The sequence below is a fragment of the Dactylosporangium sp. NPDC051541 genome, assembly GCF_044454505.1.
In the GTDB taxonomy this organism is placed as follows: domain Bacteria; phylum Actinomycetota; class Actinomycetes; order Mycobacteriales; family Micromonosporaceae; genus Dactylosporangium.
The window spans coordinates 352,817-367,702 of sequence record NZ_JBITDU010000002.1 but is presented as its reverse complement, the minus strand read 5'-3'; the positions used below and the strand labels follow the sequence as shown (position 1 = coordinate 367,702).

Sequence of the window (14,886 nt, the reverse complement as noted above, 5' to 3'; positions counted from 1 at the left end):
ACGAGCCCGGGCACCCAGTCCGCGCCGAGCCGGAACGAAGGCCGCGCACGAACGTCACTGCCGCACCGGCCGGACACAGGGCCTGGGAGCGCGGGGCGCGACTACGGTCGCGCCCCCATTTCAGCCCCAGCCCCGGCCAGCCCGACACCGGCCACACCCCACCGCGCGAACTCCAGCGGAGGACCACGGCGCCCCGTCGGCAGGGATTCAGGGACGCGCCGCACGACCAATCAGCTACCCACGGGCAACCACGTTCGTCACGAGCACGTCCCGTACCAGCGCGACGTTCACACGGGCAGCTCCCACGTACCCCGCCCCGCTGATCCGCAAGGTCACCGAGCAGGAGACTTGTGACGCTCGGCGAACACGTTCGTCACGGACGCGTTTCCCGGGCACTTCGGTCGACCGTGTTCGTGACGAACGGGGCTCGGCGGTTGGCGTGGTTGGGGGAATGCGGCGGGGGCGGCGTGCGCATCGGGTGGGTTCGGGGGCTGGTGGGGGCCTCGCCGCGGGTATGCGGTGGGGCTGTGGGGACGGCGTAGGAGAGTCGGCGCGTCACGCTGTGCTCAACGAACGTGGCGGTGCGGTGCGGATCCGGGGGCGGTGGCGGGCACGATTCCACGATCGGGCGGACGACCCCGCATAATGGGCGCCGCAAGGCGTAACCACGCTCGGACAACCACGGGGATGGCGCAGGTGACGTTGGTCGTGCAACAGCCCGCCGCGCCCGCGGCGTCGGAGCCGGCCACCGAGCCGGTCCTGCCGCTGTGGGCCGCGCTGCTGGCCAGCGCCGTCGCCGGCGGGGCGATGCTGGTCGCGTTCCCGCCGTACGGGCAGTGGTGGGCGGCGCCCGCCGCCGTCGCGCTCCTCGCGATCGCGGTGCACGGGCGGCGGCTGCGGGCCGGGTTCTGGCTCGGCTGCGTCGCCGGGGCGCTGTTCTTCACGCCGCTGCTGGCCTGGACGAACCTGCACACCGGGATGGTTCCCTGGCTGCTGCTGTCCGTCCTCGAGGCGCTGTACTTCGGGCTCGTCGGGCTCGCCGGGGCGTGGATCAGTCCCCTGCTCGGCGGGCGGCCGGCCTGGAACCGGGGCGGCTGGGCGTGGCCCGCCGCCGTCGGGACGCTGTGGGTGGCGCAGGAGGCGCTGCGCGACCGCACCCCGTTCGGCGGGTTCCCGTGGGGGCGGCTCGCGTTCTCGCAGGACACGTCGCCGCTGCTGCGCCTCGCCGCCGCCGGTGGGGCGCCCCTCGTGACGCTCGCGGTCGCGCTCGTCGGCGGGCTCGCCGCGTTCGCCGTCCTGCGCGGCATCGGGGCGGGCACGGACGCGCGGCGGGCGGTGGCACCCCTCGCGGCGGTCGCGGCCGGGTGCGCGATCGTCGGGGCGGCCCAGGCGGTGCCGCTGACGAAACCCGGTGGTGAAGCCGTCTACGTCGCCGTGGTGCAGGGCAATGTGCCCCGGCTCGGGCTGGACTTCAACGCGCAGCGGCGCGCGGTCCTCGACAACCACGTCAAGGCCACGATCGCGCTCGGCGAGCGGGTCAAGGCCGGGGCGCGGCGGCCCGACCTGGTCGTGTGGCCGGAGAACTCCAGCGACATCGACCCGCTGCGCAACGCCGACGCGGGGCTGCTCATCGACCAGGCCGCGAACGCCGTCGGCGCGCCGATCCTCGTCGGTGCCGTCCTCTACAGCCCCGAGACCGGGGTCGAGAACGCCGGGCTGGTGTTCAACCCCGGCCGCAACCCCGGCGACCCGGTCGCCGAGTACGTGAAACGGCATCCGGTGCCGTTCGCCGAGACGATGCCGCTGCGGTCGATCGCGCGGCTGGTGTCCGGCGAGGTCGACCGGGTCACCGACATGACCGCCGGGCACGACCCGGGGGTGCTGCGGGTCGGGCCGGCGACCGTCGGGGACGTGATCTGCTTCGAGGTCGCCTACGACGGGCTCGTCCGGGACACCGTCGTCGGCGGCGGGCAGCTCATCGCCGTGCAGACGAACAACGCCACGTTCAACGAGGCCGAAGCGAGACAACAGCTGGCGATGGTACGGCTCCGGGCCGTCGAACACGGCCGGGACGCGCTCATGGCCTCGACCGTCGGGATCTCCGCGTTCGCCGACGCGACCGGCGCCACCAGCGACGAGACCGCGTTCGACCAGCCCGCCGTGATCGTCGCCGAGCTGCGTCTCGGTGCGCACCGCACACTCGCGACACGGCTCGGCGCGATCCCGGAGTACACCCTCGTCGTCGTTGCTCTGGCCGGTCTGATCGCGGCCCGGACCCGGCGCCGCCGCGAACCCGAACCCGTGCACGACACCGACACCGACACCGACCGCGCCGCACCCGTTCAGGAGGACCTGTGAGCACACCCGACCGAGGCGTGAACGAATACCCCGGGGTCGGCAGGGTCCTCGTCATCATCCCCACGTACAACGAGGCCGACAACATCCGGATCATCGTCGGGCGGGTCCGCGCGGCGACGCCGGAGGTCGACATCCTCATCGCCGACGACAACAGCCCCGACGGCACCGGGGCGATCGCCGACGAGCTCGCCGCCGACGACCCGGCGGTGCGGGTCATGCACCGGGCCGGGAAGCAGGGCCTCGGCGCCGCCTACATCGCCGGGTTCGGGTGGGGCACCGAGCGCGGGTACGACGCCTGCGTCGAGATGGACGCCGACGGGTCCCACGCCCCGGAGGAGCTGCCGAAGCTCCTCGACGCGCTCGCCGACGCCGACGTGGTCCTCGGGTCGCGGTACGTGAAGGGCGGCAAGACCGTCAACTGGCCCGCGCACCGCCAGGCGATCTCCCGCATCGGCAACGTGTACGTGCGGCTCGCTCTCGGGATGCCGCTGCGGGACGCGACCGGCGGGTACCGCGCCTACCGCACCCCCGTCCTCGGCAAGATCGAACTCGACTCGATCGCGTCGCACGGGTACTGCTTCCAGGTCGACCTCGCGTGGCGCTCCCACAAGGACGGGTTCCGGGTCGCTGAGGTGCCGATCACGTTCACCGAACGCGAACGGGGCCAGTCGAAGATGAGCTCTTCGATCGTTCGTGAGGCACTGTGGAAGGTGACAGTGTGGGGCACCGCCGCCCGCTGGACCGCCCTGAAACGGGCCGTCGCCGGAAACGGCCCGGCCAGGGCCGGCCAGGGGCGCTGAGGGAGAGGCGGAGAGCATGCGAGGGCTCGGCTGGGCGGCGGTCGGCGCGTTCCTGCTCGTGATCGCCGAGATCACCGTGTTCGTACTGGTCGCGCAGGCCATCGGCTGGCTGTGGGCGATCCTCATCGGGCTCGCCACGACGATCGTCGGGTTCATGCTCGTCAAACGCGAAGGGGTCCGGGCGTGGCGGCGGTTCCGGGCCGCGCTCGGCGAGGGCCGCCCCGCCGGCGGTGAGGTCTCCGACGGCGTCACCGGCCTCCTCGGCGCGCTGCTGCTGATCATCCCCGGATACCTCACCGACGCCGCCGGGCTGCTGCTGCTCGCCCCGCCCGTGCGGCACCTCGCCGACCGGCAGGTCCGCCGCGTCGCCGAACGCCGCATCTCCCCGGCCGCCGCCGGTGACCTCTTCGGCCCCCGCGTCGTGCGCGCCGAACGCGGCCCGGCCACCCCACCGCCGGCCGCCGGGGACAGCCCCGCCGAGATCGTCGAAGGGGAGATCGTCGACCGGTGAAGGCGTCACCCGTCACCACCGCCGCGCTCGCCGCGCAGGTCGCCGCCCTCGCCCGGGACGCCGCCGGCGCGCACCCGGCCCGGGTCGCGGTGGACGGGGCACCCACCGCCGGCACAGCCGACCTCGCCCATGCGATTTCGGGGGTACTGCGTGATGCCGGCATCCCCGTCCTGTCCATCGAGGCCGGCATGTTCCTGCGGGCCGCGTCGCTGCGCCTCGAACGGGGCCGCACGAACCCCGACGCCTACTACGAGGACTGGCTCGACCTGAACGCGCTGACCCGGGAGGTCCTCGGCCCGGCCGGCCCGGGCGGGACCGGACGCGTCCTGCCGACCTTGCGCGACCCGGGCACCGACCGGGCGACCCGCGCCGGATACGTGCACCTGCCACCGCACGGCGTCGTCGTCGTCTCCGGAGTGTTCCTCCTCGGCGCCGGCCTCGACTTCGACGTCACCGTACACCTCGCGCAGAGTGACGCCGCGCTCACCCGCCGCCTCCCCGAAGGGCTCGCCTGGACCGTGCCCGCGTATGGGCGCTACCGCGACGAGGTCATGCCGCAATGGCAGGCCGACATCGTCGTGCGCGCCGACGACCCCCGCCACCCCGCGGTCGTCACAGCGCTCTGAGCTGCGGGTTCGGCTCTGCGCGGACGGGGCGGGCAACACGGTGATCACCGGCTACCGTCGGGGGTGTGAAGACGTTCTGGGTCGACCGCGACCACGACCGGTACGAGACGCTCGTCGAGTCCCACCCGAACGGCTTCGCCTACACCCTCGGCGACATCGCCCCCGTCGCGTTCGCGTGCACCGCCTGGACGTTCGCGACACCCCCGATCCTCGACCCCGGCTGGGTCCGCTGGCACCGCCGGGTCCTGTCCGCCCGCTGCACCCGCAACCCGTTCGACGGCAGCCTCATCGCCAAGGTCGAACTCGTCTCACCACTGCCCGCCGAACTGACCACCACCCGGGCCTGGTGGCGCGACCGCGGCTGGCGCGGCTGGCCCGAACTGTTCGGCCAGTTCGTCCAGCCCACCGACCGTGACCTGAGCAGATACCCGCACCTGCGGACCACCCTGCTCATCGAGGCGCCCCTACCCCTGGACGGCCTGCCCGAAGCCCCCGAACCGGACACCCCGCCCGCCGACGTCGCCGCAGCCGCCGCCCGGGCCGTCACCGTCCTCGTCCGCGACCTGTCCGACCTGGTCGGTCCCGTCCTGCAACAGCTCGACACCGACCGCGCGAGCACCTGACCACGTCCCCGCCACGCGCCCGCCGCTGCGTCTTTGACCGTCCCGTCCGCGCGCCCCCGCCCGGGTGCCCTCATCCGTGACCCCGCTCGTGCGTGACCGCGCTCGTCTGTGATCTGCCCCGTTTGGTCGGACCGTCCCGCAGCAGCTCTCAGCACGGGCCGGACCGGCGTCTGACGGCATCTCGCCGCATTTGGCCACGTCACGCCGCGCCACGTCACGCCGCATCTCGTCACGCGCCCATCTCGTAGCGCCGCGCCGTATCTCGCCGCGTGCTGCCGCACCGCCGTCGCGCGTCCGCCGCGCAGTCCGTGACCGTCCAGCGGCAATTCAGGCCGGATTGCGCCACGATCTGCCCGGCCGCTCGAAACCGGGCACCGCGCCGGACGGCCCGCGGGTCGCAACGGCCTCGTCCGTGGCACGTCCGGAGGAGCACGGGCGGGCCGGGCCAGGACGTGACCGGATCCCTCTTGCCCTCCGCCGGGCGAATTGGGAGGGTCGTCCCGTGGAGGTACGCCCACTCGCCGCCAACGACTGGCAACTCAAACGCGACCTGCGCCTCGCCGCGCTCAAAGACAGCCCCGCCGCGTTCGCCAGCACCTACGCCCGCGAGGCGAGACGCACCGAAACCGACTGGCGCACCTGGCCCGCCGGCGGCGCGTTCTTCACCGCGTTCGGCCCGCTCCCCGGCCTGCGAACCCGCCCGCGGTGCGACCTGCCACTGGGAATCGCCGGCGCCTGGACAGCCGCCGCCGAACCCGGCACCACCCACCTGATCAGCATGTGGGTCATCCCCGCCGCCCGCGGCAACGGCATCGCCGCCGCACTCGCCGACGCCGTCACCGCCTGGGCCCGCACCCGCGGCCACCGCACCGTCGAACTCGAACTGGCCTGCGGCAACACGGCCGCCCTCAACGCCTACCTCCGCTGCGGCTTCACCCCCACCACCCGCGCACCGTTCACCACCGGCGGCACCGTCCTCATACGCCCCGTCGAACACTGACCGTTCCCGCTCTCCACCGACCGCTGACCGCGTGCGCCGAACGCGCTCGTCACGAACGCCTTCGCGACGAACCCCTTCCACCGCTCCAGCGCGAACCGGTTCGTCACGAACGTGTCCGGCGAAGACCAAGGCCGCGAACCGCAGCCCCGCCCGAGCCCAAACCCGTTCCTCCCGGATGTCGTTCAGCAAGCGGCGCGAACACGTTCGTCACGAACGTTGTCCGGCCGGGCGCACGAACCTGTTTGTTCGTCGCGCAGGCGGTGTGCGGAGCGGCGCGAACGCGTTCGTCGCGAACGCCGACAGCCGCTGACTTGGACATTCGCCTATAACGAGCCGCGCCGGTTGGCGGTTCGGGGTGGCCACATGTCCGTCAGCCTTTGGCTGAAAGGATGAGGCGTTTTGCGAGATTTATGGCCTTTCGCTACATAGTGTAATCGCGTCATCACGACACAAGGGGGAGTCAAGATGCGAAACGCACAGCGAATCCTGGCCCTGGGTGCCATGACGCTGACCGCCGGTGCGGTCCTCGGCATGAGCGCCACGGCCGCGTCCGCCGCCACCGAGCAGGGCAGCCAGCCGGCCGCCGTGCAGCCCGGGCCGCACGACCACGACCACGACGGCAACGGCGACCGGCACGGCAACTTCAACGGCCGCGACGACCACCGCGTCCGGACCTGGATCGCCGGCCGCTACAACAGCCGCAAGACCTGCAACTTCTTCGCGTGGGTCGGCGAGCACCAGGGCCGCTTCGACGAGGGCAAGTGCGTCCCGGCGTTCAACGGCCGCCGCGGCGGGTGGCTGCTCATCGGCTACGACTACGGCCGCCACCACGGCCGTCGCTGAGCACGACCGGCGGTAGGCCACGATCCGGCCTCCGCGGCGCCGCCACGGCGGTGCAAGCTCAAGGCCCAACAGCCTGCTGCCGACCGTACTCAAGGATCAGCTTCGCACCACGCGGGCGGTCTCCCAGCCAGGGAGGCCGCCCGCGCGGCCGTTCCACCACCGGCGAACCCGGCCCGAGGTAGCGACAGCTCTACCGCACGGGTAGCGCAGCCCCACCCGGCGGTCCTAGCGCATACGCCATCGCGCTCCGAGCGGCCCTTCCCTACCGTCGTCCCCATGCGATTTCGACCGATCACGACAACCGGTGCCGCCGAATCGACACCAGGTGCCGGCCGCGGAACCGTGCACCTGCATTCGAGGTCCGTGATCGGGATGCTGCTGGTGGCCGGCGCAGCGTTGGGGGCAGCGTTCGAGCTCGCCCCCAGGGTCCTGCTGAGGCCACCCTTCGGGGCGTACAGCGACGCGAAACTGCACGACGCCCTCGGGCGTGCTCTCGTCGAGTACTGGCGAAGCGGAACCCAGGCGTTCCCCGCCGGCCTGACGGCACTGGTCGACTACTGGTACCAGTGGCATGCGGTCAAGGTCGTGATCAGCGCCTTGTTGGCCCTTGTCCTGGCCCTGCTCAGCACCGCGCTGTGGCAGCGATACCTGCGAGGCCGGCGCTGGTACGCGGCGGTCGCCACGGCCGCCACGATGTCGACGGTGTTCGTCATGTGGGTGCTGTCGGTGAACGTCCAGGTGACGGCCCGGCCGCAGATCCCGTTGTTGGGGGTGCTGCCCGGTGGAACCGCCGACGGAAACCTTGCACAGGTCGTGCGTGAGATGCGCGAAGGGCTGACGAATTCGGCCGGCCCGCACGCCGGTTCTCCCGCGCTGACGGTGCTGCTCGGCGAGGTCGAGCGATACTACTGGGTCACGGCGGCGATCTCCGCCGCGCTGACGGTGGCGGCCGGCCTGGCGAGCGCCTACTGCTGGAAGCGGCGTTTCGCCGGCGACCGCGGTGCCACCCGCGTCAGATTCATGCACAGCACACTCGGCGTCATCACGGCCCTGACCGCATGTCTGCTGCTGCTCATCGCCGTGGCCAGTGCACTCTCGGCGCGGGAACCCGCCGCCTCGCTGCTCGGCGTCCTCGGTGCGGGCTGACACCGCTGCGGCGCTGCGGCGCTGCGGCGTCGTAAGGTCGTGACCGTGCCGACGAGCGTGTGGCGGGCGATGGCCGGCAACCCCGTCCGATTCCTCCGGTCGCGATGGCCGTGGCGCAGCCTGGCCTATGTGTTCAGCAGCGTGGCGGTCACCGCGATCGTCTGGCTGGCCGTGCTGCCGCTGCTGCTGTTCCCGCCGCTGCTGCTGTTCGTCGGCATACCGATCGGGGCATTGGAACGCCTCCGGCTCGGCTTCATGGAGCCGGAGGCGGTCCGCGACCCGCACGCACCCGCGCCCCCGGGCGGCTGGGCGTGGGTGCGGCGGCGGTTGACCGAGGCCGCCACCTGGCGCGAACTGGGCTACTGCGCATGCCTGCTGTCGGTACTGGCCCTCCTCGACCTCGCCGCGATGCTCGTCCTGTGCATGTGCCTGCTGCTGCTGACCCTGCCGCTGCTGGTCGGGTCGGGCGCGGACGTCCACTTCGCGGCGGGCACCTGGACGTTCGAGACCATCGGGCGGGCGTGCGCCGTCGCCGGCCTGGCCGGGGTACCCGCGACCGTCGTCACCCTCTACGGCATCAGCGTGCTCGGCGGAGCCCAGGCCGCGTTCGCCAAGTGGCTGCTCGCGCCCACCGGCACCGAAACGAACCGGCAGGTCGAGGAGCTGGCCCGGTCACGCAGCCGGCTGGTCAACTCGTTCGAGGCCGAACGCCGCCGGATCGAACGGGACCTGCACGACGGCGCGCAGCAACACCTGGTGCTCCTGACGATGAAGCTGGGCCTGGCCGAGCGGCATCTCGCCGACGCCGACGGACGCGCCGGCGCACTCGTCGGCGAGGCCCACGAACAGGCCCGGCTGGCACTCACGACCCTCCGGGACCAGATCCGCGGCATCCACCCGCAGATCCTCACCGACTTCGGGCTGGCCGAGGCGGTACGCGAACTCGCCGAACGGTGCCCGATCCCGGTCGAGGCCGACGTCGACCTGCCCGGCCGGCTGCCACCCGAGATCGAATCCACCGCCTACTTCGTGATCTCGGAGGCCCTGACCAACGCCGTGCGACACGCCGCCGCCACCCGCATCCGGATCCGTGGCCGACTCGCCGGGCAACGGCTGGCGCTGAGCATCGCCGACGACGGCAGCGGCGGCGCCGACCCGTCACGGGGCACGGGCCTGCGGGGCCTGGCCGACCGGGTGGCCGTCGTGGCCGGCACCCTGGAGATCAGCAGCCCACAAGGAGGACCCACCACCGTGCGGATCGACCTGCCGTGCCGCTGCGAATAGTGCTCGCCGAAGACGCCGCGCTCATGCGGGCCGGACTCGTCAGCCTCCTCGAAGGACTGGAGCACACCGTGGTGGCCGCGGTCGGCGACGGTGACTCGATGCTGGCCGCGGCCCGGCAGCACCGACCCGACCTGGTCATCACCGATGTCCGCATGCCGCCCAGTTTCACCGACGAAGGGCTGCGCGCCGCGGTGGCACTGCGCGCCGGCGACCCGAGCGCGGCGGTCCTCGTGCTGTCGCAGTACGCGGCCACCGCCTACGCCGCTGAACTGCTCGGCCCGTCCGGACGGGCCGGAGTCGGCTACCTGCTCAAGGACCGCGTCGGCGAGGTCGCCGACTTCTCCGACGCGGTGTCGCGGGTCGCGGCCGGCGAGACCGTCATCGATCCCGACGTGGTCCGGCAGTTGCTGAACCGCCCACGCGCGACCAACCCGCTCGACCGGCTGACCACACGGGAACGGCAGGTGCTCGGGCAGATGGCCGAAGGCCACAACAACCCGTCCATCGCCCGGACGCTCGGCATCAGCGACGCCGCGGTCGCCAAACACATCGGCAACATCTTCACCAAACTCGACCTCCCCGAGACCGACGGTCACCGCCGCGTACTCGCCGTCCTGACCTACCTGCGAAGCTGACCGCACCCGAGCCGGCGGCCGCGCACACAGCGCACGCGAGCGCTGACTGTGCGTGCATCCCGCGCCGTTCCCGTGGACCTTTTCAGTCGCGGGCCAGCAGCACCCCGGCCGCGGCCGCCACCAGCTGCGTCCCGGCCAACCCCAGAACAATCACCCCCAGCGGCCACCCGACTACACCAGCGGCCACCGCCGCACCGGCCGCGGCCGCCGTCAACTTCACCCCGGCACCGAGCGTGAACACCTGCGTACGCACCCGCGCCGGAGCCTCCTCCGCCCGGACCTGCAGCACCGACGTGAACAACGGACCGTCGAAGACGCCCACGACCGCGAACAGCGCGACGACAAGGGCCCAATGCTGCAGCAGTGGTACTGCCGACAAGCCGACCCCGATCACGACGAGACAGCCGAACACCACCTTGTGCGGGCGCACCGGCAGCGGCCAGCGAGCCATCGCCAGAGAACCCGCGAGCGCCCCGACGCCGATCGCCGTGACGAGCAGGCCACCACCGGCCGGATGCCCGTGCGCTTCACCGAGCAGCACCGCGATCGACGGCAGCATCCCATTGCCGAACGTCGCCAGACACGTCGCCACCGTCACCGCCAGCAGCGGCCGCGACACCACGATCGCCCGGAACCCGGCCCGCAGATCCTGCCCGAACGACCCCCGCGGCTCCCCGGCCGCCCCGGTCGCCACGCTCACAGACCGCACTTCGGGCTCCACCTCGGCCGCCGCGTCCACGGATCGCTCTTCCAGCTCCACGTCCACGGGGCGCGTCTTCACTCCCGCCCCGGCCGCGATGTCGACGGGGCGCTCCTCGGGCTCCGCCCCGGCCACCACCTCCACGGACCGCGATTCGCGCTGCTCCGCCCCGGCCGCCACGCGCTCGGGCGGCGTTCCGGGTTCCGCCGGGGCGGGCAGCGGATGCACGGTCAGCAGCAGGACCGCGGCGCACAGGCACGTCGCCGTGATCACCGCCGCCGCGACCGGTACGCCGACCGTCACCACGAGCGCCGCACCCGCCGCCGGGCCGAAGATGTCCGCGACGTTGTAGGTGGCCGCGTCCAGCCCCCGGAACCGCGTCCGGTGCTCCGCGGCGACCACGTCGTCGAGCCGGCCCGACAACCCGCCGAAGATCATCGATCCGCAGCCGCCCGCGACCAGCGCGAGACCCCAGACGAGCGGCGGCGCGGCGTGGCCGAGCAGGGCCAGGATGCCGCCCAGCGCCAGGCCGAACCCGGCGACGAACGCCGCATGGACCAGGCGCGGACTGCGGGCACGGTCCGTGACCAGACCGACGAGCGGACCGGCGAGCAGATGCGGGACGAGGACGACCGCCAGTACCAGCGAACCCTGCGCCGGCCCGCCGAACCGGTGCAGCGACGCCAGGATCAGCACCACACCGGCGCTCGAGTCCGCGGTCCGGGCCAGGACCGCGGCCAGCAGCAGCCGCACCCCGCTCACACCGCGTCACCCGAACGGGTGGCGGCGACGATGCGGAACGTGAGCATCACGGGCAGGATTTGTTCATGCACATTGCAGTGACGAACCGTGATGACGGGATCACCCTCGTCGGTCTCGCCGGGACCATCGACATCAACACCGCCCCCGCCCTCCGCGACACGATGCACCAGCTCCTCGACGAAGGCCGCACCCGCATCGTCATCGACCTCGCCGGCGTCACGTTCTGCGACTCGATCGGCCTGGGCACGTTCGCGTACACCCGCAACCACTGCCAAGCCGCCGGCGGATTCGTACGCTTGGCCGCCCCCACCCCGTTCATGGCCCGCTTATTACGCACGGTCGGCCTCGCCGGCCCGATCCCCGTCCACGCCACCGTCACCGAGGCCCTCCACCCCGACACCTCCGCCGCCTGACGCCCACACCCGCGTGTACAGCCCCGAGCCACGAACGCGATCACTGCCGAGACTCACGCCGACCGACCGGGGCCTCACCGCCGCCGGCCGACCAGTGCGCCGGGCGGCTGAGGCGCCCCGGCAGCCGGGTCGACGCATCGCCGACGGCCGCGTCGAGCTGGGACTGGATCAGGAACAGCGTGCCGCTCAAATCGGCACCGGCCAGGTTCGCACCCCGCAGATCCGCACCGATGACATCAGCGTTCCCGAGGTCCGCCCCGCGCAGGTCCGCGCCGATGAGCAGCGCCCCGCGCAGGTCGGCGTCGCGCAGATCCGCACCCCGGAGCTTCGCACCGATCAGCTGCCGCCCCAGCATCACCGGCACCCGCCCGCCGCCCGGCGGCACCGTCCGCCCGCCGCGTCCGCCAGCCGTGCGCTCGCGTCCGCTAGCCGTGCGCTCGCGTCCTCCGCCCGACTCGACGGCCGCGCGTTCGTCGGTGACGCCGCGTCGGTTGCCCGCCTTCCGGGTTGGGGCGGCGGGGGTGGTTCGGGCCAGGCGGCTCGCGTCGCGCAGGAGCGGGGCTACCCGGGCGCGGTGACGCTCGGCGATGTCGGGGGTCAGGTCTTCGGGGGTGTCCCGGAGGGCTCTTGTCGCCTCGAGCGCGTCGTCCAGGGCCGCGTGGACGGGGGTTGTGCGGGGGAGGGAACGGGCCTCAGAGAGGTACCACAGGAGCTCATGCAAAATGCGGACGGCGGTGAAGACCTCGAACGTCCGGGGAGCGGACGCCGGGTCGCTGCGCCAGTCCCGGCCCCGCGCCACGATCTGGGTGACGTGCTGGCCGGCGCCGAAACAGTCGTAGACGGTACAGCCGGTGAAGCCACGGTCACGCAGCTGGGTGTGGATGCCGCAGCGGAAGTCGGCGGCGAGGTTCGGGCAGGCGTGGCCGGCGGGTTTGTCGATCGCGAAGTCCGACGAGCGGGCGAACGCCGGGGCGACGCAGCACAGGCCGGAGCAGCGGCCGCAGTCGGCTCGTAACTCTGCGCTCATGGTTCCTCTCCGGTCGGCCCTGACGGTACCCCGGTTAGTCGAGCCGGCTGGATTCAGCTGCCCACCACCTCGGCCAGGCCGCGTCGGCGTGAGCATCGACAGCCCAGGACGGGGCGGCGGATGAGTGCACCAGCGTCAGCGTCAGCGTCGGCCGGTTCCGGTCGCGGCGACCGCGGGATGGTGCCGCCGACCTTGATGCCGCTCGCCGCGACGCGCCGGCGTCGGGCCGAGGGTGGGCGGGGACGGCGAAAAGCCCCGGCGGGTTGACCGGGGCTTTTCGTGCGTCGTGCGGGTTGTTACGCGCTGCGCCCGCGGCGCAGGCGGACCTCTTCGAGGCGCTCGTTGAGGATGTCCTCGAGCTCGGCGATCGTGCGGCGCTCCAGGAGCATGTCCCAGTGGGTGCGCGGCGGCTTCGCCTTCTTCTGCTCGGGCTCGCTGCCGTCGACCAGCCGCGCCACGCTGCCGTCGAACTTGCACTCCCAGGTCATGGGGACCTCGGCATCGACGGCGAACGGTACCTCGAACTGGTGCCCCTTCGCGCACAGGTACTCACGGGTCTGACGCGGAGCCAGTTCGGTGTTGCGGTCGGACTCGTAGCTGACGGCTCCGAGACGGCTGCCGCGCAGCATGCGCTCGCCCATGGTTGGTCTTCCCCTTCGAATCGTGTTGCGCTTCGCTGTAACCAACGACGCCACGTGGTCTGACGATTCCCACTGCGGGCGGGCAGATTACACGACCGACCAGGCGCTGCGGTAGGTTCGTCGCCAGGTAGGTACCGTTATTTTACGTTGGGTTTCAATGATCGACCACACCGCACGTTTCGTGGCGCGGCTCACCCAAGGTAGTTTCGGCAGGTCACCCGGGTGGTTGACGGTTCTCACCCACCCGCGGGTGGCATACTTCCCGACACTGTGAGCCGGGTGAGTGCCGCCGTGAGCTGTGTCACCTGATCGCGGAGATCGTCCGCCCAGGCGTGCGCGCGGTCGGCCTCGGACCGCAGACGGACCAGCTCCTCCCGCGCCGTGATCAGGGCCGCTTCGGCCCCGGCGGCCCGGGCACCCTCCGCGTCGAGGCGCCGCTGCAGTCGGCTCTCCGTCTCCGCCCCCTCACGCAACGCTCGCTCCACCGCCGTGTGCGCGACGTCACGCTCACGCAGTGCATTGCCGGCCAGGTCGCGGGCCGCGTCCCGTTCCCGGTACGCCTCCGCGCGCAGTGCTGCCTCCGTCGCCGCCTCCCGCCGGGCCTTGTCCCGCTGGACGGCGATGTCGTCGGCGGCCTCACGGTACTGCGCGATCGACTCCTCCGCCGATTCCCGCGCCGCAGCGACCGCCTGCCCGGCCGCCTCCTGGACCTGCCGGACCCGTCGGTCACCGTCCGCGACGGCTTCGGCGACGGAGCGTTCGGCGGTGGCGCGGATGTCGGCGATGCGCTGCTCCGCGGCCGCCTTCGCCTCGGCGACGGTCACCGCCGCCTCCTCCCGCGCCTCGCGGACGGCGTCGTCGGCGGCCGCCTGCATCTCGGCGATCGCGGTGCCGGCGGCCGCGCGGACCTCGTCAAGCTGCCGCCGGCTCTGCTCCCGCTCGGCGGCGATCCGCGCCTCGGCGGCCGCGGTCGCTTCGGCGCGTTCCCGGGCCGCGTCGGCGCGCAGCTGCTCGAGCGCGGCCCGGGCCCGGCGGGTCTCGTCGCGGGCGTCGTCGCGTTCGGCGTGCGCGGCCACGAGCCCGGCCGCCGCCTCCGCGCGGGCCTCGGCGACCTGCCGTTCGATGCCGCTCGTGGACACCTCGGCGTGCAGGGCGTCGACAAGGTCGGTGAGGGACTGGTCGAGCCGTTCGGCGATCTCGAACGCGCGGGCGACCTGCCCGGACAGCCCCGGCGACGTCCGCTGCCGCATCCGGGCGTTGCGGGCGTTGCGCTGGCATTCGCCGTCGTTGTCGCGGCAGTACCGGAACGGCCGCCCGGCGGCGCTGCGCTGCGGGACGGGCCGGCCGCAGTGCGCGCAGGGCCGCTCCTCGCCGCCGCGGTCGTCGACCACCCACTCGCGGGCCGCAGTACCGTCGCCGTCGAGGCGCACGTCGATCCGAGACTCAGTCACGGGGGACAGCGTAGGACCAGCGGAACGTTCCCCGGCGCCCGACACGCCGCATTATCGAATTGCTAA

15 protein-coding genes are annotated in these 14,886 nt (G+C 72.8%); 11 read left to right on the top strand and 4 right to left on the bottom strand.

Annotated elements, in window-relative coordinates:
- The first annotated feature begins 645 nt into the window (after positions 1-645).
- The 10 genes from lnt to ACIA8L_RS09705 all read left to right on the top strand — a co-directional run bounded on the left by lnt (position 646) and on the right by ACIA8L_RS09705 (position 9,826).
- The gene (gene lnt, locus ACIA8L_RS09750) at positions 646-2,358 is read left to right on the top strand and encodes an apolipoprotein N-acyltransferase (protein WP_395902441.1); all 1,713 of its coding nucleotides are present in this window, start codon (positions 646-648) and stop codon (positions 2,356-2,358) included.
- A complete protein-coding gene (locus tag ACIA8L_RS09745) occupies positions 2,355-3,158 on the top strand; it encodes a polyprenol monophosphomannose synthase (protein ID WP_395902438.1) in 804 nt (267 codons plus the stop codon). The genes lnt and ACIA8L_RS09745 overlap by 4 nt, the downstream gene beginning before the upstream one ends.
- Before the next feature lie 16 nt (positions 3,159-3,174).
- Entirely contained in the window at positions 3,175-3,669 is a 495-nt protein-coding gene (locus ACIA8L_RS09740; RefSeq protein ID WP_395902435.1) for an FxsA family protein, read from the top strand.
- Complete coding sequence (locus ACIA8L_RS09735; protein WP_395902433.1) at positions 3,666-4,295, top strand: uridine kinase; 630 nt, start codon at positions 3,666-3,668, stop codon at positions 4,293-4,295. The genes ACIA8L_RS09740 and ACIA8L_RS09735 overlap by 4 nt, the downstream gene beginning before the upstream one ends.
- Positions 4,296-4,360: 65 nt before the next feature.
- Entirely contained in the window at positions 4,361-4,918 is a 558-nt protein-coding gene (locus ACIA8L_RS09730; RefSeq protein ID WP_395902431.1) for a hypothetical protein, read from the top strand.
- 502 nt (positions 4,919-5,420) lie between these two features.
- A complete protein-coding gene (locus tag ACIA8L_RS09725) occupies positions 5,421-5,918 on the top strand; it encodes a GNAT family N-acetyltransferase (protein ID WP_395902429.1) in 498 nt (165 codons plus the stop codon).
- A gap of 465 nt (positions 5,919-6,383) precedes the next feature.
- Complete coding sequence (locus tag ACIA8L_RS09720) at positions 6,384-6,761, top strand: hypothetical protein (protein WP_395902427.1); 378 nt, start codon at positions 6,384-6,386, stop codon at positions 6,759-6,761.
- A 372-nt stretch (positions 6,762-7,133) separates the two neighbouring features.
- Entirely contained in the window at positions 7,134-7,907 is a 774-nt protein-coding gene (locus ACIA8L_RS09715; RefSeq protein ID WP_395904170.1) for a hypothetical protein, read from the top strand.
- Positions 7,908-7,952: 45 nt separating this feature from the next.
- Complete coding sequence (locus tag ACIA8L_RS09710) at positions 7,953-9,191, top strand: sensor domain-containing protein (protein WP_395902425.1); 1,239 nt, start codon at positions 7,953-7,955, stop codon at positions 9,189-9,191.
- The gene (locus ACIA8L_RS09705; protein WP_395904168.1) at positions 9,182-9,826 is read left to right on the top strand and encodes a response regulator; all 645 of its coding nucleotides are present in this window, start codon (positions 9,182-9,184) and stop codon (positions 9,824-9,826) included. Before ACIA8L_RS09710 ends, ACIA8L_RS09705 begins: the two co-directional genes overlap by 10 nt.
- A gap of 82 nt (positions 9,827-9,908) precedes the next feature.
- Here ACIA8L_RS09705 and ACIA8L_RS09700 read toward each other — a convergent pair whose 3' ends face one another.
- Complete coding sequence (locus tag ACIA8L_RS09700) at positions 9,909-11,288, bottom strand: MFS transporter (protein ID WP_395902422.1); 1,380 nt, start codon at positions 11,286-11,288, stop codon at positions 9,909-9,911.
- Positions 11,289-11,353: 65 nt separating this feature from the next.
- On the opposite strand from ACIA8L_RS09700, the gene ACIA8L_RS09695 reads away from it, so the two are divergent.
- Positions 11,354-11,701, top strand: a complete 348-nt coding sequence (locus ACIA8L_RS09695) for an STAS domain-containing protein (protein WP_395902420.1) — start codon at positions 11,354-11,356, stop codon at positions 11,699-11,701.
- Positions 11,702-11,741: 40 nt separating this feature from the next.
- Here ACIA8L_RS09695 and ACIA8L_RS09690 read toward each other — a convergent pair whose 3' ends face one another.
- From ACIA8L_RS09690 to ACIA8L_RS09680, 3 genes are all read right to left on the bottom strand, one after another.
- Entirely contained in the window at positions 11,742-12,728 is a 987-nt protein-coding gene (locus tag ACIA8L_RS09690; protein ID WP_395902418.1) for a pentapeptide repeat-containing protein, read from the bottom strand.
- Between the two features lie 296 nt (positions 12,729-13,024).
- Positions 13,025-13,369 (bottom strand): RNA polymerase-binding protein RbpA, encoded by a 345-nt coding sequence (locus tag ACIA8L_RS09685; protein WP_223092257.1) that lies wholly within the window; start codon positions 13,367-13,369, stop codon positions 13,025-13,027.
- A 236-nt stretch (positions 13,370-13,605) separates the two neighbouring features.
- Positions 13,606-14,820, bottom strand: a complete 1,215-nt coding sequence (locus ACIA8L_RS09680) for a serine/threonine protein kinase (RefSeq protein ID WP_395902416.1) — start codon at positions 14,818-14,820, stop codon at positions 13,606-13,608.
- Positions 14,821-14,886: the final 66 nt, after the last annotated feature.

Bases quoted from the DNA above. Each gene is read 5' to 3' on its own strand.
- ACIA8L_RS09740 (WP_395902435.1), top strand. From the start codon at position 3,175: ATGCGAGGGCTCGGCTGGGCGGCGGTCGGCGCGTTCCTGCTCGTGATC.
- lnt (WP_395902441.1), top strand. From the start codon at position 646: ATGGGCGCCGCAAGGCGTAACCACGCTCGGACAACCACGGGGATGGCG.
- ACIA8L_RS09690 (WP_395902418.1), bottom strand. From the start codon at position 12,728: ATGAGCGCAGAGTTACGAGCCGACTGCGGCCGCTGCTCCGGCCTGTGC.
- ACIA8L_RS09685 (WP_223092257.1), bottom strand. From the start codon at position 13,369: ATGGGCGAGCGCATGCTGCGCGGCAGCCGTCTCGGAGCCGTCAGCTAC.
- ACIA8L_RS09720 (WP_395902427.1), top strand. From the start codon at position 6,384: ATGCGAAACGCACAGCGAATCCTGGCCCTGGGTGCCATGACGCTGACC.
- ACIA8L_RS09695 (WP_395902420.1), top strand. From the start codon at position 11,354: ATGCACATTGCAGTGACGAACCGTGATGACGGGATCACCCTCGTCGGT.
- ACIA8L_RS09715 (WP_395904170.1), top strand. From the start codon at position 7,134: ATGCTGCTGGTGGCCGGCGCAGCGTTGGGGGCAGCGTTCGAGCTCGCC.